This window comes from Rivibacter subsaxonicus (genome assembly GCF_004217215.1).
GTDB classification, from domain to species: domain Bacteria; phylum Pseudomonadota; class Gammaproteobacteria; order Burkholderiales; family Burkholderiaceae_C; genus Rivibacter; species Rivibacter subsaxonicus.
Window position 1 is genome coordinate 899,592 of the sequence record NZ_SHKP01000004.1, and the last position, 23,649, is coordinate 923,240.

22 protein-coding genes are annotated in these 23,649 nt (G+C 69.9%); 4 read left to right on the top strand and 18 right to left on the bottom strand.

Going from position 1 to position 23,649, the window contains the following annotated elements; translation table 11 throughout:
- Window position 1: 1 nt before the first annotated feature.
- The 11 genes from EV670_RS04160 to EV670_RS04210 form a co-directional block, all read right to left on the bottom strand.
- Window positions 2-601, bottom strand: a complete 600-nt coding sequence (locus EV670_RS04160; protein WP_130430526.1) for an AraC family transcriptional regulator — start codon at window positions 599-601, stop codon at window positions 2-4.
- Between the two features lie 17 nt (window positions 602-618).
- Window positions 619-1,728, bottom strand: a complete 1,110-nt coding sequence (locus EV670_RS04165; protein WP_242616827.1) for a DUF3570 domain-containing protein — start codon at window positions 1,726-1,728, stop codon at window positions 619-621.
- Window positions 1,715-1,960 (bottom strand): DUF4266 domain-containing protein, encoded by a 246-nt coding sequence (locus tag EV670_RS04170; RefSeq protein WP_130430528.1) that lies wholly within the window; start codon window positions 1,958-1,960, stop codon window positions 1,715-1,717. The genes EV670_RS04165 and EV670_RS04170 overlap by 14 nt, the downstream gene beginning before the upstream one ends.
- Entirely contained in the window at window positions 1,957-2,463 is a 507-nt protein-coding gene (locus EV670_RS04175) for a TlpA family protein disulfide reductase (protein ID WP_130430529.1), read from the bottom strand. Before EV670_RS04175 ends, EV670_RS04170 begins: the two co-directional genes overlap by 4 nt.
- A 25-nt stretch (window positions 2,464-2,488) precedes the next feature.
- A complete protein-coding gene (locus tag EV670_RS04180; protein ID WP_130430530.1) occupies window positions 2,489-3,148 on the bottom strand; it encodes an outer membrane beta-barrel domain-containing protein in 660 nt (219 codons plus the stop codon).
- Between the two features lie 6 nt (window positions 3,149-3,154).
- Window positions 3,155-3,919: an SH3 domain-containing protein gene (locus EV670_RS04185; protein ID WP_242616828.1), complete on the bottom strand. Its 765-nt coding sequence runs from the start codon at window positions 3,917-3,919 to the stop codon at window positions 3,155-3,157.
- Between the two features lie 47 nt (window positions 3,920-3,966).
- A complete protein-coding gene (locus tag EV670_RS04190; RefSeq protein ID WP_130430531.1) occupies window positions 3,967-4,644 on the bottom strand; it encodes a hypothetical protein in 678 nt (225 codons plus the stop codon).
- The gene (locus EV670_RS04195; RefSeq protein ID WP_165393232.1) at window positions 4,641-7,691 is read right to left on the bottom strand and encodes an HzsA-related protein; all 3,051 of its coding nucleotides are present in this window, start codon (window positions 7,689-7,691) and stop codon (window positions 4,641-4,643) included. The genes EV670_RS04190 and EV670_RS04195 overlap by 4 nt, the downstream gene beginning before the upstream one ends.
- Window positions 7,692-7,731: 40 nt before the next feature.
- On the bottom strand, window positions 7,732-8,748 hold the full coding sequence (locus EV670_RS04200; protein WP_130430532.1) for an FAD:protein FMN transferase: 1,017 nt from the start codon (window positions 8,746-8,748) through the stop codon (window positions 7,732-7,734).
- A 319-nt stretch (window positions 8,749-9,067) separates the two neighbouring features.
- Window positions 9,068-10,030 carry an ornithine carbamoyltransferase gene (gene argF / locus EV670_RS04205; RefSeq protein WP_130430533.1) on the bottom strand — a complete coding sequence of 321 codons (963 nt, stop codon included), beginning with the start codon at window positions 10,028-10,030 and terminating at the stop codon, window positions 9,068-9,070.
- A 10-nt stretch (window positions 10,031-10,040) separates the two neighbouring features.
- Window positions 10,041-11,264, bottom strand: coding sequence for an aspartate aminotransferase family protein (locus EV670_RS04210; protein WP_130430929.1), 1,224 nt, complete (start codon window positions 11,262-11,264; stop codon window positions 10,041-10,043).
- 169 nt (window positions 11,265-11,433) lie between these two features.
- On the opposite strand from EV670_RS04210, the gene EV670_RS04215 reads away from it, so the two are divergent.
- Window positions 11,434-11,769: a DUF3579 domain-containing protein gene (locus tag EV670_RS04215; protein WP_130430534.1), complete on the top strand. Its 336-nt coding sequence runs from the start codon at window positions 11,434-11,436 to the stop codon at window positions 11,767-11,769.
- A gap of 7 nt (window positions 11,770-11,776) precedes the next feature.
- On the opposite strand, the gene EV670_RS04220 is transcribed toward EV670_RS04215, so the two are convergent.
- From EV670_RS04220 to EV670_RS04240, 5 genes are read right to left on the bottom strand one after another with little or no spacing between them, the layout of a single operon-like run.
- Window positions 11,777-12,319, bottom strand: coding sequence for an isochorismatase family protein (locus tag EV670_RS04220; protein WP_165393233.1), 543 nt, complete (start codon window positions 12,317-12,319; stop codon window positions 11,777-11,779).
- 2 nt (window positions 12,320-12,321) lie between these two features.
- Window positions 12,322-12,570, bottom strand: coding sequence for a DUF1272 domain-containing protein (locus EV670_RS04225; protein WP_130430536.1), 249 nt, complete (start codon window positions 12,568-12,570; stop codon window positions 12,322-12,324).
- 39 nt (window positions 12,571-12,609) lie between these two features.
- Window positions 12,610-13,398, bottom strand: a complete 789-nt coding sequence (locus tag EV670_RS04230) for a BPSS1780 family membrane protein (RefSeq protein WP_130430537.1) — start codon at window positions 13,396-13,398, stop codon at window positions 12,610-12,612.
- A gap of 8 nt (window positions 13,399-13,406) precedes the next feature.
- Window positions 13,407-14,387, bottom strand: a complete 981-nt coding sequence (locus tag EV670_RS04235) for a homoserine kinase (protein ID WP_130430538.1) — start codon at window positions 14,385-14,387, stop codon at window positions 13,407-13,409.
- A 33-nt stretch (window positions 14,388-14,420) separates the two neighbouring features.
- Complete coding sequence (locus tag EV670_RS04240; RefSeq protein ID WP_130430539.1) at window positions 14,421-14,786, bottom strand: hypothetical protein; 366 nt, start codon at window positions 14,784-14,786, stop codon at window positions 14,421-14,423.
- 30 nt (window positions 14,787-14,816) lie between these two features.
- On the opposite strand from EV670_RS04240, the gene polA reads away from it, so the two are divergent.
- Complete coding sequence (gene polA, locus EV670_RS04245) at window positions 14,817-17,639, top strand: DNA polymerase I (RefSeq protein WP_130430540.1); 2,823 nt, start codon at window positions 14,817-14,819, stop codon at window positions 17,637-17,639.
- A 72-nt stretch (window positions 17,640-17,711) separates the two neighbouring features.
- Here the strand turns inward: polA and EV670_RS04250 are convergent, their stop codons facing one another.
- A complete protein-coding gene (locus tag EV670_RS04250; protein ID WP_130430541.1) occupies window positions 17,712-20,873 on the bottom strand; it encodes a S8 family peptidase in 3,162 nt (1,053 codons plus the stop codon).
- Between the two features lie 147 nt (window positions 20,874-21,020).
- Window positions 21,021-21,410: a hypothetical protein gene (locus EV670_RS04255; protein WP_130430542.1), complete on the bottom strand. Its 390-nt coding sequence runs from the start codon at window positions 21,408-21,410 to the stop codon at window positions 21,021-21,023.
- Between the two features lie 106 nt (window positions 21,411-21,516).
- Here EV670_RS04255 and EV670_RS04260 point away from each other — a divergent pair, with 106 nt between their 5' ends.
- Entirely contained in the window at window positions 21,517-22,428 is a 912-nt protein-coding gene (locus EV670_RS04260; protein ID WP_242616829.1) for a UDP-2,3-diacylglucosamine diphosphatase, read from the top strand.
- A gap of 4 nt (window positions 22,429-22,432) precedes the next feature.
- Window positions 22,433-23,521 (top strand): glycosyltransferase family 4 protein, encoded by a 1,089-nt coding sequence (locus tag EV670_RS04265; protein WP_130430543.1) that lies wholly within the window; start codon window positions 22,433-22,435, stop codon window positions 23,519-23,521.
- Window positions 23,522-23,649 lie beyond the last annotated feature (128 nt).

Here is a 23,649-nt window from a genome sequence, read left to right on the forward strand (position 1 = left end):
CTCACTGCCAGACCTTGACCTCGAACTCGGGCTGCAGCTTGGCCTGCGAGTCCTTGATCCGCAGCTCGATGTACTTGGGCTCGGTGCTCTTGTCGAACTTGATCGTGGTACCGCGCTTGTAGTCGCGCTCGTGCGGGCCCTTGCCGGTGAAGAAGGCCACGATCTCGTGCTTGCCCGCCTTCAGGTTGCCCAGGTAGATGCGCTGCACGCCGCCGCGATGCAGTGCCTGCACCTCGAGCGGGGTGTAGAGGTAGTTGGTGACCAGCTTGTCGTCGAGCTTGATCTGCACCGAGTCGAGCTCGAAGAGCTTGCCCACGTCCATCGAGACGAACAGCGCGACCTGGGTGCTGGCCGGGAACAGCAGTTCCTCCTCGAGCACCAGCAGGTCGCGGTTGAGGCGGATCACATCGCCCTTGAGATCCTGCACGCGGGCGTCGAGGCTGGCCGGTGCGCTGGCGGCCGCAGCGGGTGCGGCGGCGGCGGCCGCTGCCACCGGTGCCGCTGTCGTCGTCGCGGCCGGGTCTGCGCTCCATGCCGGCGTGCCGCCGAGCAGCGCGAGCGCAAGGCCCGCGCCGGTGATCCATTGCTTGCTGAAGAACATGGCGTGGTCTCTCGATCTCAGAAAATGGCCGTCACCAGCAACTGCAGCACATGCGCGTTGAAGGCGTAGGGCTTGCCGGTGCGCAGGTCGGTGAAGTCGGCGTAGTCGAAGCGCAGCAGCTCGTAGCTGCCGCTGGCCTTGAGCTCGTACTTGCCCGGCGCGCCGGCAAAGGTGTAGGCCAGCTTGGCGCCGAGCCCGGTGTTGGTGAAGGTACCGAGCTGGCGGTTGCGCGAGAGGTAGAGCGTGTCGGTCGTCGCGTTGTCGCTGTAGAACAGCGCCTTGCTCTGCGTGTAGTAGCGCGCGTGGGCGTCGGCGATCCAGCGCTCGCCGATGTGGCGCGCATAACCCGCCTCGAGCGTGTGGGCACCGATGTCCCAGGTGTCCCAGAAGTAGCGGTACTCGGCGCGCACCGCGCCCTGTTCGCCGACCGCGGTGACCGAGCGCAGCTTGATCGCGCGGCTCGAGCGGGTGCGCGGATTGCGCTCCGGCACGATGGCGCCGAAGGCGCGCGCGACGCGGTAGGGGCTGCCGAGGAAGCCGTCGTCGGAGACCGCCTCGAAGTTCAGGCTCATCAGCCAGCGCGGCGTGAGGATCTGGGTGACGCCGAGCCGGTACTGCCAGTGCTTGGCGTAGTCGGCGAACTCGGGCGAGCCGGTCTTGCTGACCTCGTCGGAGCCGCGCGTGAAGCCGAGCGCGATGGTCGTCATGCCACCGAAGACCTCCTGCGACATGTCGAGGCTGGCGCTGCTGGCCACGTAGTCGGGCTCGGTGCTGCGCGCCAGCGACAGCGTCAGCAGCGAGTCGCGCACCGCGTAGACCGCGCCGAGATCGACCGCGTTGCGTGTTTCCTTGAACGGGCTGGCGGTGGTCACGACGTCGATCGAGGCGTTGCTGACCATGTCGACGTAGTAGCCGGCCGACAGCGAGACCTTGTCGGCGATGCTCTTGCGCACCAGCAGCGCCGGTCCGCTGGCGCGCACGCCGCCGCCGTCGTAGAGGTGGAACATCGCGTCGCCGCGATCCTCGGGCAGCTCGGCCGCGCGCGTGCCGCCGGCCGCGAGCAGGCCGCCGAGCGGCGCGGCCAGCAGGGCCAGCAGGCGCGCCAGCCAGTGCTTAGTTGCAGCCACAGCCGCCCCCCTGCACGCCGGTGGCGCCGCGTGCAGCCTCGCGCACCACGAGCACGTGCTCGCGGTGCTTGTCGGCCAGGCCGCCATCGAACTTCATGATCGGGTCGGCCAGGCGCTCGCGCTCGTAGGGCTTGACCCAGGGCTCGATCGGCGCGCAGCCGCCGAGCAGGGCGCCGCCGGCGATCAGCGCGAGCAGTGCGGTGGCGCGACGAAGCAGGGCAGGGGTGTTCATTCCTTCAGCAACTCCAGGATCTGCTGGTCGTAGGTGAGCTCGAGCCCGTCGCGGTAGCCGCGGTGCAGGTAGCGCACGCGCCCGCTGCGGTCGATCACCACGGTCGAAGGCATGGTGCTGAGCTGGTAGAGGCGGCTGACCTGCTTGTCGGCGTCGAGCAGCACCGGGAACTTGAGGCCGAGCCGCGCGGCCAGGCTGGCCGCGTTGCGCGGGTCCTCGTCGACGTTGACGCCGAGCAGCACGAAGCCCGAGCCTCGGTACTTCTCGTAGAGCCGGTTCAGGTGCGGCATCTCCTGGCGACAGGGTGCGCACCAGGTGGCCCAGAAGTTGATCAGCACGACCCGGCCGCGTTGCTCCTGCAGGCGCAGGTTCGGGCCTTCGGTGGTGCGTAGCGTGAAGTCGGGCGCGACGCCGCTCATCGGCGCGGCGGCGGCGCAGACGCTGGCGCCCAGGCTGGCGGCGAGCCCGAGCAGGGAGCCTGTCAGCCGGCGTCGGGAGATCATGGGATTCACTGCGGTCACGCGTGGTTCAGAAGAAGTACGCGAACCCGAACGTCAGCTCGAGGTTCTGGGTGCTCTGGCGCTTGCCGAGGATGTCCAGCGAGTAGATGTGGTCGCGTGCGTCGAGCTGCAGCGCGGCGTGGTCGGTGAGGAACACGCGGTAGCCGAAGCCGAAGTTGATGGTCTGCCGGTTCTGGTCGACGAAGCTGGTGCTGCCGACGCCGGCAATCAGGTACAGCTGCGAGGCCAGCGCCCGGTTGCGGCCGATGAAGACCTCGCCCGGCAGCACGTTCCAGCCGCCGGAGAGGTTGTAGTAGCTCAGCTTCTCGGTCTGGTCGGCGAACACGCCGCCGGGCAGGATCTGGCGAAAGGCCTCGTCGCTGACCTTGGTCTGGGCGTAGGCGGCCTCGACGAAGAAGTCCTCGGTGATGTGGTAGCCGAGCTTGATGCCGCCGACCAGGCTCGAGCCGAAGTTCTGGGTGCCGTAGGTGCCGCCGAAGAGGCCGATCGAGAAGTCGTTCGACGGATAGCGCGGCTTGCGCACGTCGCGGCGGTCGACCTCGGGCACCACCACCTGCTCGTTGGTGGCGTTCGTCTGCTGGGCCAGCGCGGCGCTCGGCGCGATGGCGCCCGCAGCGGCGGCGAGGCTGGCGAGCAGCAAGGCGGTTGAGGTCTTGTTGAGGCGCATGATCGTTTAGAAGAAGAACGAAACCCCGGCCGTGAAGGCGCGGTACTCGGTGCTGCGGCTGTCGGCGACGAAGGCGGTGTAGATGCTGTAGTCGGCGCGCAGCACGAAGCGATCGGTCAGGTGGTAGCGCACGCCGACCATCGCGTTGGCGAGGTTGACGTTGGTGTCGAGGGCGCCGACCAGGCTCGCGTTCGGGACGTTGCGGAACTTGCCGAAGCCGATGCCGGCGAAGGGCGAGAAGCGCTGGTCCGACCAGGGCTCGCCGATCAGGTTGAGGTGCCAGAAGTCGGTGCCCGAATAGACGCCCTGGACCTGGCCGATCGTGGCCTCGACCGCGAGTGCCTCGGCAAAGCGCCAGCCGGCCCAGAGCTTGAGCATCGGCTCCGACTTGAACGCGCCCCAGGCCGCGCCCATCTCGAGCTTGCGATGCAGGTAGTCGTCGAGCACCACGTCGCGGAAGCTCTTGAGGCCACCGGCCTCGGTCAGCGTGGTGGCGAGCTGCTCGCGCTGGACCCAGCCTTCCTTGCCGCCTTCGGTGCGCACCTTGAACCAGTCGGTGTGGCGCAGCGTGATCTCGATCCACTCCTCGCGCGCGGCGACGAAGTGGATCGGGTAGCCACGTCCGGGGCCGGTTCGCAGCTCGATGTACGGGTCGGTGATCTTGACCCGCTCGACGGCCGGCTCGGCGGCCCGCGCCACGTTCATGCCGGTCGCGCCGAACACGACGAGGACGGCGAGCAGCCACGGCACGGCGCCGTGCAGCAGAGCCAAAAGGCGTTCCGCGCCGCGCTGTGGCGGCGCCATCGGGCGGCTCGCGATCATTGGGTGTTGCACGTCCCGGCCTGCGGATCGGCCGGCGTGAACATGGTGTTGGCGGCGTTGCTGAACTCGTCCTGGCCCTGCGGCATCGGACGGCTGATCCAGTACTTGATGAGCCTGGCGTTGGGGTCCTGCTCGTTCTCGAAGATCAGGCCGCCGCCATGCAGCACGCCCTGCACCAGCGGCTTGGTCAGCATCCGGCTCTGCAGCGGCGAGCCGGGCACCGTCGAGCCCTGCGAGGAGTAGAAGTTCTTGTACATGTCGCTGGCGCGGATCACCTCGGCCGTGTTGGCCGCGTTGCTCAGGTCCAGCGCCTGCGCCTCGGGCACCACGCGCAGCGCGCCACCGGTGCCGCTGGCGTTGCTGTGGCAGCCGGCGCTGGCGCAGGTGTTGGTCGTCGTCGTGCCACCCTGGACGCTCTGCAGCTGGGCCAGCAGGATCGGGTTGATGCACTTCTGGAAGTAGACGTACGACAGCTTCTGGCCCGAGTTGCTCTCGGGGTTGGCGACCAGCGGCGGGTTGCCGAAGGGGTTCTCGCCGTCGCCACCGCCGCAGCCCGCGAGCCCGCCTGCCAGGCCGGCGACGGCGAGGCAGGCGGCAGCGGCGATGCGGGGGCGTCGGCGGGAAGCTCGGGAGCGAACGAGGCGTCCGGCGCGGTCTTCGACAACAAAACTCATGGTCGTGGGCAACCGCTGCTGATCCAGCTCGCGATCCTGTTGTAGTCGGTGCTGCCTGCCGGCAGCGGCGCCGTGGTCTGCGCGGTGGCGCCGGCCGGGTGCGGCACCAGCGAGGGCCGGCTCAGCAGGTAGTTCGAGGCCGGGTTGCAGGTGTCGGAGATCATCGACAGGGTGACGCCGAAGTCGCCCTCCGGGCTGCCGGTCAGCACGAAGCGGTTGCCGCGGAACGAGGCCGCCGCGCCTGCCGCGCCGCTGTTGCCGCCGGCTTGGTGGCAGCCGGCGCAGCTGTTGCGCAGGACCGGCAGCACCTGGGCCGTGAAGGTGGTCTCGTTGAGCGTGGCGACCGACTGCACGCCGCCGTCGAAGGGGTTGTTGTAGTACTGGCCGCCGAGGTCCATCCACTCGGTGACGAGCCGCTTCTCGGCCGCGTTGAGCAGCGTGGAGTGGTCGGGCGCGGTGGCCGGCGGGTTCGGGTGCGCGGCCAGGGCCTCGGCACCGGCCTTGAGCGTCTCGCCGAACAGGATCTCGGCGAGCCGGCTGCTGCGCGCCATGCCGCCGGCGTTGCCGGCCATGGTCTCGACCAGCGCGGCGCCGCGCACGATCTCCGGCACGCCGTCCATGATGCGGGTCTGCGGCCGGCCGTTGGCGTCGAGCAGCGGGTCGCCGAGCAGCAGTTCCTCGTAGGAGCTGAGGCGGCCGGTGCCGCTGATGGTCGCGCGCAGGTCGAGCTTGACGCTGTCGGCGTGGCAGGCGGTGCAGGTGTGGGCACCGTTCGTGCCGCGGGCGCGGGTCCAGATCGGCGCGATGTGCTGCGGGTAGTTGATGATGCCGTTGACCGGCGCCGGGGTTGCCAGGTCGTCGGCGGCGCTGGCGTTGCCGGTGTAGCGGATCGCGATCGAGGCGCGGGCGGTGACGCCGGGCTTGCTGGTGTCGGCCCAGACATCGCTCGACACCATGTCGGGCACCAGGTTCAGCAGCGTCGGGTCGAGCCGGGTGCGCAGTGCCGCCATGGTCTCGCCCGACTGGTGGGCACCGGTGAGCGCGCTGCGCAGCGCGGCCGGCATCGTGTTGACGACGGCGCCCGAGTTGAGCGCCGCACCGCGGCGCGGGCTGTGGCAGCCGTCGCAGGTGCGACGCTCGCCGGGCCGGACCTGGATCCAGTTCAGGTGGGTCTGGATGCCGCGGCCCTTGGCATCGACGATGGCCAGCGCCAGCGGCACGTCGGCCGGCACCTGCAGCTTGAACGAGCCGTCCGGTTCGACCGGCGCGTAGCCGAGGATCTGCTGCTGCTCGAACTCGGTCTCGCCGATCGCCGAGCGCAGGCCCATCGCGCTCGACGGCGGCGCCACGGCGCGGGTGGCTCGCACGAAGCGGGCCGGGGCGCAGCCGTAGGCGGCGTCGGCCGGGTCCTTGATCTTCACGAGGTCGGCAACCTGGGCCCGCGTGTCCATCGCGTCGGCCGGCCGGGTCTTGGCGATGCCGACCGTGCAGCCGGGCGGCAGGTCGGCCGCGGCGAGGGCCGGCTCGCCCATGCGCTCGAGGCCGTCGGTGTCGTAGACGCTGCGCACCTCGATCAGCGCCAGGCCCTGGGCCGCGAGCGCCGCATCGACGGTGGTCGGCGCGGTCGAGCTCGGCTCGGCCCGCGCGACCAGCGCGATCGGGTCGGTGAACATGAAGCCGGACGGCGGCGCGGCGACGTTCAGCCAGGTCTGGTTGGCCGGGTTGAACATGTAGATCGCGTAGTACGCGGGCACGTTGTCCTGCAGCTCGTCGGTGGCCACGTCGGACTCCATGCGCTCGTCGTCGCTCAGGCGCTCGATCTCGGCCGCCGTCAGCGTGGCGCAGGAGACCACCACGCCCTTGCGCGTGACCTCGCAGGGCCGGTAGGCCAGCAGCACGCGGTTGGTGCCGTCCCACAGCGGGTAGGGCGCGGTGACGCGGCCGGCCAGCGACAGGCCGCGGCCCTGGTTGAGCGCCTGCGCGGTCACTTCCTTCTGGCCGCCCTGGGCCGGTACCGTGCTGTTGGCCGGCGTGTTGTGCTCGGAGTAGTTGGCGGCGTCGATGAACATCAGCGCACCGCCCTCCTGGGTGCGCGAGAGCGACATCAGCGACGAGGCGACGTAGCCCTTGTAGGGGCCGCTCGGGTCCATGTCGCGCGGGTGCAGGAAGCTGTTGCCCGGGCTCTGCGCGCCGTAGAGCACGAACATGTCGGTGCCGTCGGGCTTGGTGCGGAAGATCGCGAAGCGGTTGCGCGGGCCCACATGCTCCCAGCGCGAGAACATGATGTCGCCGTTGGGGCGCACCACCGGGTTGCGGTCGTGGCTCTGGTTGAACGAGATCTGGGTGATGTTCTGACCCGTCGCGTCCATCGTGTGCAGGTTGAGCACGCGCTCGCGCTCGTACTCGTCGAGCGCGTAGTAGCTCTGGCCGACCGCCTGGTTGAGCCTGGACTTGGTCTGGCGGTTGGACGCGAACACCACGCCCTGGCCGCCGGGCAGGTAGACCGGATCGACGTCGTCGTCCTGGCTCGAACTGGTCAGCCGGCGAAAGCTGCCGCCGGTGAGCCCGCGGCTGATGTCGTACTCCCAGATGTTCCAGTGGCCGGTGCAGGCCGGCAGCGTGTCGATCTTGGCGGTGTTCGTGGCCGGGCAGCGCATCGCGAACACGATCTTCTTGCCGTCGTAGGAGACCTCGGGGTCGGCGACATCGCCGACGCCTTGGGTGAAGGCGGCGGTGATGTTGTGCTCGGGCGCGCTGGGCGAGGACTTCTCGCGGATCATCAGGTCGCCGCCGGGCGCGAAGGGCGTGCCATCGGTCGGGTTGATCGACATGGCGGTCGAACGCTTGGCGTAGGCGATCGGCACGTCACCGGCGACCGCCACCGTGGTCGAGTCGCTGCCGTCGCTGGGCGAGCAGGCCGCGAGGCTGAAGCCGATCGCCACCAGCAGCGCGGTCAGGCCGATCAGCGAATGCGTGCGGCTGCGTCGGCGCGACTGCTCCCACCACTGCCTGCGCGATCCAAGGCTCGATCCGGTCCGGTAGTCCATGTCCGCCTCCTTGAGTTTTGATTTGTCTCTCACTGCACTCTCACTGCCGCGTCAGGGGTTGCGTTGTCACGCCCCCCAGCAACCCCGACGAGTAGTGCAGCGCGCCCTGCGCGTCGACCACCACCGCGTCGACCCCGGGTTGCGACTCGATCAGCCGCATGCCCTGCTCGAGACCGAGCACGAACAGGCTCTTGCTCAGCGCCTCGCTCGTGAGCCCGTCGTCGGCCAGGATCGTCACGCTGTGCACGCCGCTCGGCGAACGGCCGGTGCGCGGGTCGATCAGGTGATGGCAGCGCACGCCGTCGCGCTCGAAGTAGCGTTCGTAATCGCCCGAGGTCGAGATCGCGACGTTCTCGAGCGGCAGCACCGCGACCACCTCGCCGGGGCGGCGCGGGTCGGCGATGGCGATCGTCCAGGGCCGGCCGCGGCGGTCGCCGATGACGCGGCTGTCACCGCCGGCCGAGACGATGGCGTGGCGGATGCCGCGGCGCGCGAGGATCGCGGTCGCGTTGTCGACCGCGTGGCCCTTGGCGAAGCCGCCGAGGTCGATGCGCATGCCTTCGCGGGCGAAGCGGATCGAACGCGACTGCGGGTCGAGCAGCAGATGGCGCCAGCCGATCGCGGCGCGGCCCTGCGCCAGCACGGCCGCGCTCGGCGCCAGGCCCAACCGGTAGTCGTAGAGGTTGCCGACGCTGGCGAAGCTGATGTCGAAGGCGCCGTCCGACAGCGCCGAGAAGCGCAGCGCGCAGGCGATCAGGCCGTACATCTCGGCGCTCAGCGGCACCGGCATCAGCGCCGCGTCGCGATTGATGCGCGAGAGCTCGGAGTCCGGCTTGTGCGGGCTCATCGCACGGTCGACGCGATGCATCTCGTCCATCACCGCGGCCATCGCGGAGGTGGCGGTCGCGGCGTCGTCGGCCCACAGCTCGACGCGGATCGCGGTGCCCATGATCGCCTCTTCGCGGCTGGCCCAGCCGGCGCCGCGCCCGGTCGCGGCTGCGCTGCCGCGAGCGAAGCTCGCGGCGCGCTGCCTGAGACTGGGTAGGCCGAAGTTCATGATTCCCCCGAGGGCCGGTGCGGGCCCGCCGAGGTGGCGGGCGGCCCGCCGTGGCCGCATGTTCTGGTTGCTGCGAGGCCCGTTCGAGGGCATCGAGGCGCGCTGGCTGAGCGAAAGTCCGGCGGCGCGGCCGAATCTTCGGGCCTCGGGGGGACGCCAAAGCGTCAATAGTTGGCAATCCGAGACAGGCTTACAAACCGTCTCACATCGCGTGGTGTCGGCGCGTAGTAGCCCGTCCGCAGATGCTTCAGATGTGAGCGGAGGCAAGCACAGGCTGTCGGCAGCCTGTCAGCGAGCGTCGTCGCCGCGCGCGGCCAGATCAGCCGATCCGGCCCAGCACCAGGTACTCCATCAGCGCCTTCTGCACGTGCATGCGGTTCTCGGCCTCGTCCCAGACCACGCTCTGCGGTCCGTCGATGACCTCGGCCGTGACCTCCTCGCCGCGATGCGCCGGCAGGCAGTGCATGAAGAGGGCGTCGGGCTGGGCCGCCGCCATCATCTCGGCGTCGACGCGCCAGTCGGCGAAGGCGGCGCGCCGGGCCTCGTTCTCGGCCTCGAAGCCCATGCTGGTCCAGACATCGGTCGTCACCAGGTGGGCGCCGGCGCAGGCCGCCATCGGGTCCTTGAAGACGCGGTAGCAGCCGAGGTCGGAGATGCCGGCCACGTGCGGGTCGATCTCGTAGCCCGAGGGCGTGCTGACATGGACCTTGAAGCCGAGCGTCTCGGCTGCCTGCAGCCAGGTGTTGGCCATGTTGTTGCCGTCGCCGACCCAGGCCACGACCTTGCCGCGCAGGCAGCCGGGGTCGATCACGCCGCGCGCGTTGGTGCCGCGCTGCTCGATGTAGGTGAAGAGGTCGGCCAGGATCTGGCAGGGATGGAACTCGTTGGTCAGGCCGTTGATCACCGGCACCCGCGAATGCGCCGCGAAGCGCTCGATGCGGTCCTGCTCGAAGGTGCGGATCATCACCAGGTCGACCATGCGGCTGATCACACGCGCCGAGTCCTCGACCGGCTCGGCGCGGCCGAGCTGGCTGTCGCCGCTGGTGAGGTTCACCACCGAGCCGCCCATCTGGTACATGCCGGCCTCGAAGCTGACGCGGGTGCGGGTGCTGGCCTTCTCGAAGATCATCGCCAGCGTGCGGTCGACCAGTGGCGTGTACTTCTCGTAGTTCTTGAAGCGGCGCTTGATGATCGCGGCGCGCTCGAAGAGATAGGCGTACTCCTCGCTCCGCAGGTCCTTGAACTGCAGGTAGTGGCGGATCAGGCTGGAGGCGGGTTTCATCTTCATGGCCTCAGGCGGCGGCCGGCGCTTCGGCGAGGAACTTGCGCACCAGCGGCCCGAGGATCGCCGCCACGCGCTCGGCCTCGGCCGCAGTGATGATCAGCGGCGGTACCAGCCGGATCACGCGATCGGCGGTCACGCTGATCAGCAGCCCGGCCTCGGCCGCGCGGCCGACCAGCGCGCCGCAGGGACGGTCGAGCTCGACGCCGATCATCAGCCCGGCGCCGCGGATCTCGACCAGCCCGGCCTCCTTGCCCAGCTCGCGCGTGAGCGCTGCGCTCAGCACGGCGCCGACCTTGGCGGCGTTGTCGAGCAGGCGGTCTTCTTCCATCACCGCCAGCGTCTCGACGCCGGCGCGCATCGCCAGCGGGTTGCCGCCGAAGGTGCTGCCGTGGTTGCCCGGGCCGAGCACCTTGAGCGCGCGCTCGCCGACCACCACCGCGCCGACCGGCACGCCCGAGCCCAGGCCCTTGGCGAGCGGCATCACGTCGGGCCGGATGCCGGCCCACTGATGGGCGAACCACTTGCCGGTGCGGCCGATGCCGCACTGCACCTCGTCGAGCATCAGCAGCCAGCCCTGCTCGTCGCAGATCTGGCGCAGGCCCTGCAGGTACTCGATGCGCGCCGGGTTGACGCCGCCTTCGCCCTGGATGGTCTCGAGGAAGACCGCGGTGACGTTCTTGTTGCTCGCGGCCACCGCGCGGATCGCGTCCAGGTCGTTCAGCGGCACCCGCACGAAGCCCGGCACCAGCGGCCCGAAGCCGGCCTGCACCTTGGGGTTGCCGGTGGCCGAGAGGGTCGCGATCGAGCGGCCGTGGAAGGCGCGCTCGTAGACGACGATCTCCGGCGTCTCGATGCCGCGGTCGTGGCCGATCTTGCGCGCGATCTTGATCGCCGCCTCGTTGGCCTCGAGCCCCGAATTGCAGAAGAAGGCGCCGGCCAGGCCGGAGAACTCGCAAAGCTTGGCCGCGAGCTGCTCCTGCAGCGGCACCTGGTAGTAGTTGGAGGTGTGGATCAGCTTGCCGGCCTGGTCGGCGATCGCCGCCACCAGGCGCGGATGGGCGTGGCCCAGGGTGTTGACGGCGATGCCGCCAAGCGCGTCGAGGTACTCGCGGCCCTCGGTGTCCCAGACCTGGCAGCCGCGGCCGTGCGAGAGCGCGAAGGGCAGGCGGCCGTAGGTGTCCAGAACATGCGGCATCGGGCGCGTGGCGGGCGCCGCGGGCGCGGCCGTCATCTTTTCGGGAGCGTTCATCCGGGCGTCCTCGGTCAGGCATGTGAAAGGGCGAGCGGCAATTCTAGGCGGCCGATTCCAGCCTCTGCTGCGGCGCAACACGCTGAGCGACAATACGAGGCTGTGCCGGCTGCAGCGGCCCTCAAAGGCTGCACCGGAGCCACGCCAACCGATGTCCACCCCGCCGAACAAACCCCGCGAAGTCTTCATCCAGGGCCGTACCCTGGATGGCCGCACCTTTCGCCCCAGCGACTGGGCCGAGCGGCTGGCGGGCGCGATGTCCTCGTTCCGCCCCGGCGGCTCGCTCGGTGGCCGCGCGGCCGCGATCGGCTACTCGCCGTACTGCGTGCCCAACGTGATCGACGGCGTGAAGTGCGTGGTCGTCAGCGAGGCGCTCAAGAGCCTGGAGCCGATGGCCTGGGACTTCGTGATGAACTTTGCGCGCGACAACCAGCTGCAGGTGATCGAGGCCTGCCTGTTGCCGGAGCCGCCCGAGCGCGGCGACTGAGCTTGGGCTAGCCGCGCAGGCTGGCGACGAGTGCGGCGGTGCTGGCCAGCACCGCGCCACGAACCTGCAACTCGGCATTGATGCGGGCCGCGATGGCCGACGCACTTTTTTCGCTGCTCGGCCAGGTTGAATGAGCGTCGCTGGCAATCCGCACCACAAAGCCGAGTTCGAGGGCGGCGCGCGCGGTGTTGAAGACGCAGAACTCGCTTTGCAGGCCGCTGACGATGAGCTCGCGCGCACCAAGACTCTCGAGCCTGGCCGCGAGGTCGGTGTCTTCGAAGGCGCTGGAGGCGCGCTTGGTGATGGTCGGCTCGTCCGCGGCAGGGCTCAATGTCGTGTGGATGTCCGCGCGTGCCGAGCCCGCCACGAACACGCCTTCGTTCTCAAGGTGCTGCACAAAGAGCACCGGCACGCCACCGGCGCGGGCCGCGTCGACAAGCGCGTGCGTGTTCGCCAGCAGGGCCTCGGCGCCGCTGATCGGCTCGCAGGCTTCACCATCGAAGGCGCCGCGTTGCATGTCGATCACGAGCAGGGCATGGGTGCCTTGCATCGTCATGCTCCCTTGCCGCAACCGGTCGGCTTGTAGACGCGCTGCGTCGAGGCCGGGTTGGCTGCCAGCTTGTTCGCCGGCCGCCGCGGCCGCCTGAGCAGTTCGCCGCCGCAGTTCGGGCACAGGCCGCCCGGCAGCGCCGCGGCGCAGGCCGCGCAGAAGGTGCACTCGAAGGAGCAGATGCGCGCGTCCTCGGAGTCGGGCGGCAGGTCCCTGTCGCAGCACTCGCAGCCGGGTCTGAGTTGAAGCATGGTCACCACCTCCGCGCGATGGCGTCGCGCCGCGCGCCTTCAATTGTCGATCGGCGCCGCCGCTTCGGTTTCGAAGCTGTCCGCATAGGTCGCAAACAGCGAGGCATAGAAGGCGGTCGAGAACATCAGCCCGGCCGGAATCGCCGCCAGGAACACGCCCTGCGGGTTGCCGATCAGCACGAAGAAGATCTGGGCCAGCGTCATGAACAGCATCAGCACGCCGAACCAGGCTGCGCCCATCAGCGCATAGGCGCCCAGCGCGCGCCAGCAGGCCAGGGTGCTGGCAAACAGGGCCTTGGCCAGCGGCTGGTGGTTCCACGCCACGAGGGCGGGCGCGTGCCAGAACACCAGCGACATCAGGCTGGCCAGCCCGAGGCGCAGCAGCAGGCTGAACTGGAAGGCTCCGGACTGCAGCGCCTCGCCGCCGGCCTCGCCCTTGGCCAGCGTTTCGAACGTGGTCTCGAAGGCGTCACCGTCGAACAGCGAGATCAGGATCGCCGACACATAGGCGGCGATCGCGTAGACCACGCCCAGGCGCAACAGGGCCGAGCGCACGGCAGGGTCGCGCCAGGGCTGGAGCAGTTGGCCCGGATGCACCAGCTTGCCGTCGCGCTGGGCGCGGCCTGCGGCCATGAAGCCGAGCGTCGCGGCCGGCATCAGCGCCAGTGCCGCGAAGGCACCGACCAGCGGGATCTGCAGCAACAGCAGCACCGCGACGCCGACCACCGAGAAGATCGCGGTGTAGCCCAGTGGCTGGCGAAAAAAGTTGCGAAAGCCTTCGCGCACCCACGCCAGGCCCTGGCGCGCGGGAACGGGCTTGAGTCTCACGGTGACGCTCATGCCAGCGAGGCTCCCGGATGCCAGGGGCGCGCGATGCGCTCGCGCAGCACGCGCTCGAAATGGCGCGGGTCGTGCGGCGTCAGCAGCGCGGCGTCGCGCGGCAGGTGCAGGTCCCACAGCCGCGAGAGCCAGAAGCGGAAGGCCGCCGCGCGCAGCAGCGCCGGCATCAGGCGTCGTTCGTCGCCGCTGAGCGGGCGCACCGCGTCGTAGGCGGCGACGAAGCCTTCGGCGCGCGCCTCGTCGAGGCGGCCGGTGGCGAGGTCGATGCACCAGTCGTTGAGGCAGACCGCGATGTCGAAGCCGAAGCTGTCGACGCCGGCGAAGTAGAAGTCGAAGAAGCCCGACAGCCGGTCGCGGCCATCGGCGCCGGTCTCGAACATCACGTTGTCGCGGAACAGATCGGCATGGATCGGGCCGCGTGGCAGCCGCGCATGGGCCGCGCCGCGCGCGAGCTCGTGCTGGTAGGCCTGTTCGGTGTCGACCAGCGTCCGCTCGGCCTCGCTCAGGAAGGGATGCACCAACGGCACCGTCTCGTCCCACCAGGGCAGGCCGCGCAGGTTGGGCTGGTGGCGCGGATAGTCGAGCCCGGCCAGGTGCATGCGGGCCAGCATCGCGCCGACCTGCTCGCAATGATCGACGTCGGGCGCCCGCGCGTGGCCGCCACGCAGGCGGTCGACGATCGCAGCGGGCTTGCCGGCCAAGTTGTGCAGGATCTCGCCGCTCGCGTCGGCCTGCGGTTCGGGCACGGGAACAGCGCGCTGCGCCAGGTGCTTCATCAGGTGCAGGTAGAACGGCAACTGCTCGGCCGTGAGGCGCTCGAAGACGGTGAGAACGTACTCGCCACGTTCGCAGCTGGCGAAGTAGTTGGTGTTCTCGATGCCGGCCGAGATGGGTTTGAGCGTCAGCAGCCGGCCGAGGCCGAGCCGCGCCGCGAGCGCGGCCGCCTCATCGAAATGAACCTCGGTAAAGACCGCCATGGCCGTCGCAGCCAACCGCGCCGTCGCGGGGGCTCAGAACGACAGCACGCGGAACACGCTCTTGCCGGTGGAGCCGCGGTCGTTGGTCGGACCGGGGTTCTGGTTGCGGCCGGCGTCGACCGGCACCACCTCGTAGCTGAGACCGGGGGCGAGCTTGGAGGTGACGGTGATGCTCTTGACGGCGCCACGCACGCGCAGTTCTTCGATCTTGGCGTTGTCGTCCTCGACCACGCTGCGCTGCACCTTGGGTTCGACGGTGCCCTTCGACTCGGCCGTCGATTCGGCCGGGGCCGAGGCCGGCGCCGGTGCGCTGGCGGCGGCGGTCTGGGCCGCGGCGAACTGGGCGGCGCCGAGCGAGAACAGGGCCACGACGACGGAACGGAGCTGGATCGAGGGCATGTCTTGATTGTAGGCCCGCACAATGCGCGGATGAGCGACACCAACTCCTCGCTGCCGAGCCCGGCGGCCAGCCATCCGACGACCCTGCTGCTGGTCGACGGCTCCAGCTACCTCTACCGCGCCTTCCACGCGCTGCCCGACCTGCGCGGCCCCGGCGGCGAGCCGACCGGCGCGATCCAGGGCATCGTCTCGATGCTGCAGAAGCTGCGCCAGGAATACCCGGCCGCGCATGCGGCCTGCGTCTTCGACGCCAAGGGCAAGACCTTTCGCGACGATCTCTACGCCGAGTACAAGGCCCAGCGCGCGCCAATGCCGCCCGAGCTGGCGGCGCAGATCGCGCCGATCCACGAGGTGGTGCGGCTACTCGGCTGGCCGGTGCTGGAGGTGCCCGGCATCGAGGCCGACGACGTGATCGGCACGCTGGCCGCGGTGGGTGCCGCCAGCGGACACCAGGTGGTCGTCTCCACCGGCGACAAGGACCTGGCGCAACTGGTCAACCCGCAAGTGACGCTGGTCAACACGATGAGCGCCGAGAAGCTCGACGAGGCCGGCGTGCTCGCCAAGTTCGGTGTGCCGCCGGATCGCATCGTCGACTACCTCACCTTGATGGGCGATGCGGTCGACAACGTGCCGGGCGTCGAGAAGGTCGGCCCCAAGACTGCTGCCAAGTGGATCGCCGAGCATGGCTCGCTCGACGGCGTGATCGCCAATGCCGATTCGGTCAAGGGTGTGGCCGGTGAGAACCTGCGCAAGGCGCTCGACTGGCTGCCGATGGGGCGCCGGCTGGTGACGGTCAAGACCGACTGCGACCTCGCCGGGCACCTGCCGGGCTGGCCCTCGATCGAGGCGCTGGGCTTCGGCCGGCCGCAGGTCGAGGCGCTGCTGGCCTTCTACACGCGGCTGGGCCTGCGCACCTTCAAGCGCGAGCTGGAGCGCGCCAGCGGCATCGAGCCGGCCGACGCGAGCCCGGCGCCGGCGCGCAGCCATGGCCTCTTTGCCGCCAGCAACGAGGACGAGGGCGACCTGCCGGCGCTGCCCGAGGTGGGCGAGACCTCGCATGTGGCCGTGCTCGACTGGCCCGACTTCGAGGACTGGTTCGGCCGCATTCGAGCTGCGCCGCTGGTCGCGCTCGATACCGAGACCGATTCGCTGGAGCCGATGCGCGCGCGCATCGTCGGCCTGTCGTTCAGCGTGAAGCCGGGCGAGGCCTGCTACATCCCGCTGACCCACAACTACCCCGGCGCGCCCGAGCAGTTGCCGCTGGACGAGGTGCTGGCGCGCCTGAAGCCCTGGCTGGAGGACGCCGGCCGTCCCAAGGTCGGCCAGAACCTCAAGTACGACGGCCACGTGTTCGCCAACCACGGCATCGCGCTGCGCGGCATCGCCCACGACACGCTGCTGCAGAGCTATGTGCTCGAGGCCCACAAGCCGCACAGCCTGGAGAGCCTGGCCGAGCGCCACCTTGGCCGCAAGGGCCTGAGCTACGAGCAGGTGGCGGGCAAGGGCGCGCAGCAGATCCCCTTCGCCCAGGTCAGCGTCGAGATCGCCACGCAGTATTCGGGCGAGGACAGCGAGATGACGCTGCATGTGCACGAGGCGCTGTGGCCGCGGCTGGAGCGCGACAGCAAGCTGCGCTACGTGTACGAGCAGATCGAGCTGCCGACCGCGCGCGTGCTGCAGACCATCGAGCGTCACGGCGTGCTGATCGACGCCGCGCTGCTGCAGCAGCAGAGCCGCGAACTGGCCGAGCGCATGGTCGCCCTCGAAGCCGAGGCCCATGCGCTGGCCGGCCAGCCCTTCAACCTGGGCAGCCCCAAGCAGATCGGCGAGATCCTGTTCAACAAGCTCGGCCTGCCGGCCAAGAAGAAGACCGCCAGCGGCGCGCCGAGCACCGACGAGGACGTGCTGACCGAACTGGCGGCCGACTATCCGCTGCCGGCCAAGCTGCTCGAGCACCGCTCGCTGAGCAAGCTCAAGGGCACCTACACCGACAAGCTGCCGCTGATGGTGAACCCCGACACCGGCCGCGTGCACACCAACTACGCGCAGGCGGTGGCGGTGACCGGGCGGCTGGCGAGCAACGACCCGAACCTGCAGAACATCCCGATCCGCACCGCCGAGGGCCGACGCGTGCGCGAGGCCTTTGTTGCGCCGCCAGGATCGAAGATCCTGAGCGCCGACTACTCGCAGATCGAGTTGCGCATCATGGCCCACATCAGCGAGGACGAGGTGCTGCTCAAGGCCTTTGCCGACGGCATCGACGTGCACCGCGCGACGGCCTCGGAGGTCTTCGGCGTGGCGGTCGACCAAGTCAGCTCGGAGCAGCGGCGCTACGCCAAGGTCATCAACTTCGGCCTGATCTACGGCATGGGCGCCTTCGGTTTGGCCAGCAACCTCGGCATCGAGACCAAGGCCGCCAAGGACTACATCGACCGCTACTTCGCGCGCTTTGCCGGCGTCAGGCGCTACATGGACGAGACGCGGCTGCAGGCCAAGGCCCAGGGCTATGTCGAGACGGTGTTCGGTCGGCGCCTCTGGTTGCCCGAGATCAACAGCCCCAACGGCCCGCGTCGCACCGGCGCCGAACGGCAGGCGATCAACGCGCCGATGCAGGGCACCGCGGCCGACCTGATCAAGCTGGCGATGATCGCGGTGCAGGGCGCGCTCGAAGCCGAGAACCGGGCGACGAAGATGATCATGCAGGTGCACGACGAACTGGTGCTCGAGGTGCCCGAGGCGGAACTCGAGTGGGCGCGGGTCGAGATTCCCCGCCTGATGGCGGGCGTGGCGCAGCTGAAGGTGCCGCTGCTGGCCGAGGTCGGCGTCGGGCCGAACTGGGAGCAGGCGCACTAGCCTCAGGCCGCCGCCAGCAAAAAAAGGGCCGCTTGCGCGGCCCTTTCAGTTGGGAACGACTGTCGCCGTCGCTCAGCGCGCCTTCAGCACGTCGGCTTCGGCCCCGGCATTGCGCCGGTACATCACCAGCACGCCGGACTCGTTGCTCTTGGTGTCGGGCTGGGTCGCCACCTGCAGGCCGAGCTCAGGCTTGGTGCCCGGTGCGACGGAGCCGTAGGGCTCGCCACCAACCACGCTGAAGCGCGGACTGCCCGGCGTGAAGCGCATGCCGTCGATCACGTCGGTGGTGCTGCCGGTGAAGTAGTTGTCATAGGCAAACACCGTGAAGCCGAGGGTCACGCCCGGCGCAACACCAAGCGCGCCCAGCGGCACCGTCAAGATCCGGTTGCCCGAGTTCAGGTCGGCGTCGGTATAGAAGTACGCCGTGGCAGCGCCGCCAGTTGCGAGGTTCAGGACGTAGACCAGGTTCACGCCGGTGGAGGCAAACGTTCCCTGCTCCTGGTTGAACACGGCGAAGTCCGGAACACCGTCGCCGTTGGTGTCGATGTCGACCTCGAAGCCGGCCGGGTAGTTCGGATGGGCTCGCCGGCCGGTGGAACTGATCGCGAACTCCAGATAGTCGGCACCGAAGATCGCCGCCGGGAGGTGGCGAACGCCCACCGCACGCAGGTCGATCAGCGCGAAGTTGTCGCCCGGCTGCGGCAGTTCGCTGTTCGGGATCTTCTTGCTCGTGCCGGTCAGCGAGAAGACATCGAAGTCACCGTACTCGGCGCCCTTGTTCGAGAATTTCAGCGTCGGCTGCAGCTTGCCCAGGCCGATGATCTGCGCATCGGTGCGCGAGGCCTTGCGCGGCAGAACATGCCAGGGAACCGACAGCTTCTCGGCGCCCTGGGTCAGCGTGACGTAGCCGTCGAACTCGGGGCCGTTGAGCAGGGCGCCGTTGCCGCCCTGGCTGCCGCCATTGAGCGTCCAACTCGGCAGCTTGCTCGGGTCGATGCGCAGCTTGACCTCGATGTCCTCGCTGCCGCGGGGCGCGATCCGCACCTTGGACGGTGCGGACACGCGCACCGCGCCGCTGGCCTCGTCGTCGGCGTAGCGGAAGCTCGGCGTGACGCTGTACTCGCGCCACTGGTTGCTGAAGTTGCGCACGCGCAGCTTCTTGACCAGCACCGTCGACTTGTCGACCTCCTCGGCGCCGAAGGACAGCGCGGCCGCGCTCGACTCCGGGTTCCAGGCCGCCGCGTTGAGCTTGAGGGCGCGATCGACCCGCAACTCGCCAGCACCGATGCGCGTGATCGGCGCCAGCACGCCCGGCGCGACCGCCGGGTTGGTGTAGACCGCGGTCTCGGCGCTGTTCATCAGCATGGCCTTGATCTTGACCGGTGAGCGGTCCGGGAAGGCCTGCACCAGCAGCGCCGCGGCGCCCGAGACCATCGGTGCCGCGCCCGAGGTGCCGCCGAAGGCTTCCTCGCCGTCGCCGGAGCCGGCCACTGCCGACATCGAGGCACCCGGCGCGCCGATCTCCGGCTTGATGCGCTGGTCGCTGACCGACGGCCCGCGCGACGAACTGCCGACCATGCTGCCCGACAGCGGGATCGCGCTCGACGCCGAGATCGAGACGTTGACCGTCTGGCCGGCCGTCAGCTGGCTCTTGATCGCGTTGCCCAGCGATTGCTGGATCACGAGGCTCGGCACGAAGGTGTCGCCGCCACCGTAGCTGAAGCTGACCGCGTCGCCCGGCGCCACCAGCGCGAGCAGGGCACCGACGGCGCCGGCCTTGGCGGCGAGGTCGATCTTGAGGCTGACGGAGCAGGTGCCGCGATCGATGAGCGCGATCTTGCCGCTCAGGTTTGGCAGTGCTGGGCCGCCCGGGCAGGCCAGGCCTACGGCGACTACATCGCCAGTGGCTCCGCCGCCGATCGGCGCGAAGTCCAGTGTCGCGGTGTTGCTGTAGATCCCGGCGATGGCCGCCGGAGCATTGACCTTGGCCGGATAGGCCGCGGCGCTCGGCACCTGCGTCTGGGCGACGCTGATCACGCCCTCGCCGATCGACGGCGAGCCGACGATGTAGGGCCGGTCGGCCGAATTGCCGGCCGACACGACCACCACCACGCCGAGCTTGACCGCGTTGACCGCCGCCAGCGTCAGGTCGTCCTCGACCTGGCCGTAGCTCGATCCGAGCGACATGTTGATGACGTCGACCGCATCGCTGGTGTCGCCGTCGCCGTTGGGATCGATCGCGAAGTCCATGCCCTGGAGGAGCGCGACGCCGCTGCAGGAGGTTGCGACCGCGCTGCAGACCTTGACCGCCACCAGCTTGGCGCCCGGTGCCATGCCCTTGTGGGTGCCGTCGAGGCTGGCGCCGGCAATGATGTCGGCGACGTGCGAGCCGTGGCCCTGGAAGTCGATCGGGTCGGGGTCGCCGGCCTCGGGGCTGTTGGGCCAGTCTTCGCCGACGAAGTCATAGCCGTCCACCACCTTGGCGGTCGGGAACAGGCCGTCGCGGGTTGTGTTCTTCGGATCGGCAGGATTGGCGCCATAGGCCGCCGCGTAGGCCGCGGCGTTGCCGGCACCACCCAGGTTGCGGTGTGTGTAGTCGATGCCCGAGTCCAGCACCGCGACGCGCACGCCGGTGCCGTCAAAGCCCATGGCCTGCACCGCGGTGCCGCCGACGTAGGGCACGGTTTCCGACAGGTCCAGCTCGTAGTTGATGACCGGCCTGACCTTGGCCACGCCGGACAGCGCAGCGATCTCCGAGAGCCGCGCCGCGTCGACCCGCATGGCGATCGCGTTGTGCGCCATCTGCACGCGGCCGAGCTCCTTGCCGCCCATTGACTGCAGCTGGGCCGCGAGTGCGTCCTGCGAGGCCTTGATCTGGCGCCTGTGCTCCATGCCCGGCTGGCGCAGGTTGCCATCGGTGCGGGCCGCGCGGCCGTCGAGCTGGTCGCTGCCACCGAGTTCGGCCAGGTCGGCGCGCTTGCGCGCCACGGAAGGCTGGTCGAGCGACACCCAGACATTGACCGGGCCTCGGGCGTTGCGCAGCCGCGAGTCGATGCGTTCGGTGATGGCGCCGCCTGGCACCGCGACCGGCGCGCGCAGGGTCTTGCCCTCGCGCATACCGGTGGCCTGCGGGCTTGCGCTCCGATCGACGGACTCCTCGCCTCCGCCGCCACCGCAGGCGGCCAGCACGCAGCCCGCCACGGTGGCCAGGATGGCCTTCAACGCTCGCTTCATGGGGGTTCTCTCCAGTGGGTTGTCGGTGGTCCGGACCGTCAACGGCGACGGCTCCCTTTTGGGGAGCCGTCGCCGTCGGGCCTGGGCAGGCGTGAAATGGATCACGCCGCGCGCAGGGGCGTCAACGGTGCTGGACCCTGTGACCCCCTAGAGCGATGCCGCGCTCGACGGCCGCGGCGGATGCAGGCTGCGCGTCGTGCGCAGCCCGACCACGCCCGGAATGGCAAGCACCTGCTCGCGCTTGCCGGCCGGCATGCGCACCGCGATCGCGTTGCGCGCATGGCGCACGCGTGCCAGCTCGACCACGCCCAATTCAGCGAGTGCGCGCCCGACGCGCTCCTGCTGGTCAGCCACACGCTGGTTCGCGGCGGCCTGCGGCGCCGAACTGGCCGCCGCCACCGGTTCGCTCAGTTCGACCCAGGCCTCGATCCATGCTTCGGCGGCCGGCGGCGCCGACGCAGCGGGCTGCGATAAACCCGCCAGCAGGCCGCAGCCGGCGCCCAGCATGGCGCGCCGCCGCAGCGCGCGCTGCGACATGGGGTGCAGTGGCGATCGAGCTTGCATCGGCCTCCCGGCGTCGCGTGCCTGCGACGTCCTGTGATTGTCGTCGCCCTGTCACGCCGACGGGCCATTCTGGCGGTCCATGAGTTGGACAGCGATCTCGTTCAGGGCATGGGGGCCGCGCGCCGCGCCGATGGTCGCGGGCGCTGTGGCCCGGCCGGCGCCGCTGGAGCCGCCGCCAGCCGAGCCGCCCGCGCCCGACAGGCTCGGCGTGCGCACCGCCTGGATCTCCGACGTCCACCTAGGCACCCCCGGCTGCCAGGCCGAGGCCCTGCTCGACTTTCTCCGCCAGCTCGACTGCGAGACGCTCTACCTGGTCGGCGACATCGTCGACGGCTGGCAACTGCGGCGCAGCTGGTACTGGCCGCAGAGCCACAACGACGTGGTGCAGAAACTCTTGCGCAAGGCGCGCAAGGGCACGCGGGTGGTCTTCGTGCCCGGCAACCACGACGAGTTCGCGCGCAAGTACTTCGACCACGAGTTCGGTGGCATCGAGGTGCTGGAGGATGCGATGCACACCACCGCCGACGGCAAGCGCCTGTGGATCACGCACGGCGACTACTTCGACGGCGTCATCCAGTGCGCCAAGTGGCTGGCCTATGTCGGCGACTCGGCCTACGAGTTCACGCTGCGGCTCAACCGCGGCTTCAACTCGCTGCGCGCGCGCCTGGGCCTGCCCTACTGGAGCCTCTCGAAGTACCTCAAGCTCAAGGTCAAGCGTGCGGTGAGCTTCATCGGCGACTTCGAGATGGCGGTGGCGCGCGAGGCCCGCAAGCGCGGCGCCGATGGCGTGGTCTGCGGCCACATCCACCATGCCGAGCTGCGCATGATCGACGGCATCCTCTACGCCAACGACGGCGACTGGGTCGAGAGCCTGACCGCGCTGGTCGAGCACGCCGACGGCAGGCTCGAGATCGTCGACTGGAGCCAGCGCGCCGCTCCGGCGCACCAGGCACGGACCCGGCGCCTGGCCGAAACCGCGCAAACCGACTGAAGCCATGCAGCCGATCCGCACGCTCGCCATCGTCACCGACGCCTGGAAGCCCCAGGTCAACGGCGTCGTCACCACCCTGGTCGAGCTGGTCGAGGGACTGAAGGCGCGCGGCATCGAGGTCGAGGTCATCGAGCCCTCGACCTTTCGCCGCATCCCGTGCCCGGGCTACCGCGAGATCGAGCTGTCGATCCTGCCCTACACGCAGTTGGCGCGCCGGCTCGACGCGCTGCGGCCCGACGCGATCCACATTGCCACCGAGGGCCCGCTCGGCGGCGCCGCGCGGCGTTACGCGCGCCGGCGCGGCCTGGCGTTCACGACCGCCTTCCACACCCGCTTTCCGGACATCCTGGCCAAGGCGCTGCGTGTGCCGCAGCGCTGGGGCTACGCCTGGTTCCGGCGCTTCCACGCGCCGTCCTCCGGCGTGATGGTGCCGGCCGAGGGCATGCTGAAGATCCTGCAGCAGCATGGCTTCGCGAAGCTGCGTCGCTGGTCGCATGGCGTCGATCTCGAGCTGTTCAAGCCGGTGCCCGGCGCCGATCTCGGGCTGCCGCGACCCGTGTGGCTGTACGTGGGGCGCGTGTCCTACGAGAAGAACCTCGAGGCCTTCCTCGAGCTCGAGCTGCCGGGCAGCAAGCTGGTCTACGGCGTCGGTCCGCTCGAGGCGGCGCTGAAGAAAAGGTACCCACAGGTGCACTGGCGCGGCGTGGTCGCCCGCGAGCATTTGCCGGCGATCTACAGCGGCGCCGACGTGTTCGTCTTTCCGAGTCGCAGCGAGACCTTCGGCCTCGTGATGCTCGAGGCCATGGCCTGCGGCACGCCGGTGGCGGCCTACCCCGAGGCCGGCCCGCTCGACGTGATCGGCGAGCACCATGACGGCCGCAACGGCGGCGTGCTGCACGCCGATCTTCAGGCCGCCGCGCGCCAGGCGCTGCTGGTGTCGCGGCAGGCGGCGCGCGAGCGTGCGCTCGGCTTCGACTGGGCCGCGGTCTGCGACCGCTTCATTGCCCACCTGGTCCCGGCAAATGTGCCGGCGAGCGCGCGACTCGCCGCCCGCGGGGCGGACTCGAGCGCGTCGAGCATGCCGCTGCGCTGAATCGGGCGGCGCGGGAGCGCGTCGCCCCGGTGTCGCCAAACGGGACACCCCAATGTCAGTGTGTGACCGCGTCGCCTCAGTGTGTGGCGCGATGCGCGCCGCCGGCGTGCTGCGCCGGCCTGCTCCGG